Raw genomic sequence first — 3,098 nt, forward strand, 5'->3', positions numbered from 1 at the left:
CTCTACCAGTGGCGTGCACGAGGGTTCCGTCCGCACCCCACATCCGCCCCTCGCCGAAGGAGACCGGTGCGGTCGACGCCCGTCGCGCAATCCCCCGCTCGGGCTACGCCCTCGCCGCTGTCGCCTTGACGAGTGAATCGAACGGGCCGATGCCGGGCCCTTGGGCCGACAGCACTTGCCCAGGTCGCCCCACATCGAACCTGTGCTCGACCAGTCGCCCGGTGCGGCCCGTATCGGGGCCGCGATCAGGTGCGTTGTGCGGGGTGCTCTACCCGCCTTTCCACTACCGAGGAGAACTCATGAATCCCGTCCGCGTCCTCACCGCCCTTCGCCCCGCGTTCGAAAATCCTCCTGCTCAGGCCGCTCAACCCAGCGCGTTCCGGCGTCCGGTTGACATGCGCAGCGTCCTGTTCGCCTCCGCATCACGACCGTCATCGAGGTGGGGTGCATGACCGACACGACCATGCCCGCACCCTCCCTGCTCGCCTGGGCCGGCAGGGAACTCGGCGCCCGGCCGTCCACCAAGGTCGTCTCGCACGCTCGCGAGAACTCCCGCGTCTGGGAGCTCGTCCTGCCCGGCGGAGCTCGCTTCTACCTGAAGATCTCGCCGCAGCCGCTGATGTACGAACGCGAGACCCTCGCCCTGCGGCACGCGGTGCCGGCGCTCGGAGCCGGCCGCGCACCGCAACTGCGTGCCTCGAGCGCCGAGCATCTGGCCCTGCTGCTGACCTCCGTCCCGGGCCGCCCGCTCGAGCAGCTGACGGTGGACCCTCCGGAGGAAGTCCGCGCGCACCGGCAAGGGGGCGCCTTGCTGGCCCGGCTTCACGCCGCCGGGGACCTGTCCGGCCGCTGGCGCGCGGAGGCGGAGCAGGCGCTGCACGCTGCGGCCGATGGGGCCGACAAGCACTTGTGGCAGGCCGGCGACAGCCTGACGGCGGCGGAGCAGAAGCTGGTACGCGACTTGGCCGGGCAGCTGAGCATGCTTCCGCCGCTGCCGCTCGCGTACATCCACGGTGACGCCTGGGACCGGAACCTCCTGTGGTCCCAGTCCCTGGGCCAGGCCGGGTGGATCGATTTCGAGAGGTCCCGCTTCGCGCCGGCCGTGGCCGACTTCGTTGTGATGAGTTGCGGGATCTGGGCGGATCGTCCCGACCTGCGGGCCGCGTGCTTCCAGGGCTACGGCCGTGACCTCGTTCCCGAGGAGCAGCATGCGCTGAAAGGGCTGGCGGCTCTCGACGCGGTGAGTGCTCTGGTCCGGGGCCCGGCGCACAACGATCACGAGGTCACCAGACGTGGACGGCGCACCCTGGACCGGCTCATGGCAGGGGTGTTCGCATGACGGCGTCCCATGAGGAGAAGGCGGTGCCCGTGGCGGACACCGCGCGCGACCGCGGCAAGTCCGGGTCCGTTCCCACGGCGCGGACCGGGGCGCCGCAGCCGTCCGCGCCGCCTGAGCTCGACTACAACGGGCGCAGGCACCGGCGCGCGATGGACGGCGCAACGCTGTGGGACATGGCTCGCCGGATCCCCGCGGCCCTGATCCAGACGGCCCGACTTGCCTGGTCCGTCGACCGGCGCATGGCCGTCACGATCATCGTCTGCCAGCTGCTGTCCGGCGTCGGGACGGCCGTGATGCTCAGCGCCGTCGCCAGGGCCCTGCAACAACTGATGGTCTCGAACCCACGTGAGGGGCTGGCGCATTCATGGCCGGCGCTGACCGTCGCGGTCCTGGCGATGGCCACCGGTGCGGCCATGTGGATCCTCGCGGACTGGGCCACCCGACGCCTGAACCCCAAGATCGCCTCGGCCGCAGACCTCACCCTGGTCGATCTGCACATGCGGGCCGAACTCGCGGCTTACGACGCTGAGGGCTTCAGCGACAGAAGCCAAGCCGCGGAGATCGGCGCCCTGCGGGCCGTCGACCTCGCCGACGACGCCAAGACCCTCACCAACGGCCTCGTGCAACTGGTGTCCGCGGCGACCGTACTCACGTCGCTCCACCCACTGCTCCTCGGCGTGCTGCTCCTGTCCGTCGTCCCTCGCGGTCTGGGCGGCGTGATCGCCGCGCGCATCGACTACCGCGTCCACGACCGTACGATCTCCGCCCGCAATGTCCGCGGCATGATGCGCTGGTGGCTGACCACGGCGGATCTCGCCGACGAGCTGCGGGCCAACACCATGCGCGGCTACCTGCACTTCTGGTACCGGGCGATGTGCGATCGCGTCGAGACGCGAGAGCTCGAGGGAGCCCGCCCCTATCTGCTGATCACGCTTCTCGCCGCGTCCCTCGGTGGCCTGTTCACCCTCGGGATGTGGGCCTCGCTGGCCGCGCTGGTCCTCGCCGGCGCCATGTCGACGGCGATCGCGGGCACCGCCGTCGTCGCGTCCCAGACCGCCGGACGCGCGCTCAACTCGATCATCAGGTACGGCACGGTGATGTTCCACCACGGCCTCTACCTCTCCGACTACTACGACTTCATCGACGAGGTCCGCGCCATGACCACGGCCCGCGGTGCCACGCAGGCCAAGCCCCCGCGGCAGATCCGTCTGGAAGGCGCCTCGTACACCTACCCGAGCAAGGACACCGCGGCCGTCCAGCCGATCACGCTGACCCTCACCCGCGGCGAGGTCGTCGCGCTGGTCGGGGAGAACGGCGCCGGCAAGTCGACCCTGATCCGGATGCTCACCGGGCTGACCGTGCCCACCGACGGGTGTGTGCTGTGGGACGACACCGATCTGGCCTCCGCCGACGCGGAATCGGTCTGGCGGCACGTCGGCCTGGTCCCGCAGAAGAACGGACACTGGCCCTTGGCCGCCAGGGAGAACATCACCTTGGGGCAGCCCCGCGAGCACGACGACGAACGGATCTGGGAGGCGGCGGAACGCGTCGGCATGACCAGGGCGCTGTGCGAGCTCCCCGACCAGCTCGACACGCTGCTCGCCCGGTCGGTCTGGGGCGGCCACGAACTGTCCGGCGGACAGTGGCAGCGCCTGGCGTGTGCGCGAAGCTGTGCGCAAACAACCTCACGGTTCCGTATGGGCATTCGATTCCTCCATGAACTCGACGTAGCGGAGCACTTCTTCTGCGCTGTAAAGCC

2 protein-coding genes are annotated in these 3,098 nt (G+C 70.2%); both read left to right on the forward strand.

Annotated elements, in window-relative coordinates:
• Window positions 1–448 precede the first annotated feature (448 nt).
• Window positions 449–1,339 (forward strand): phosphotransferase enzyme family protein, encoded by an 891-nt coding sequence (locus tag ACWGI8_RS42345; RefSeq protein WP_453668789.1) that lies wholly within the window; start codon window positions 449–451, stop codon window positions 1,337–1,339.
• A partial coding sequence (locus ACWGI8_RS42350; protein WP_453668790.1) for an ATP-binding cassette domain-containing protein occupies window positions 1,336–3,098 on the forward strand: 1,763 nt, incomplete at its 3' end. The genes ACWGI8_RS42345 and ACWGI8_RS42350, both read left to right, overlap by 4 nt.

The sequence above is a fragment of the Streptomyces sp. NPDC054841 genome (assembly GCF_053611045.1).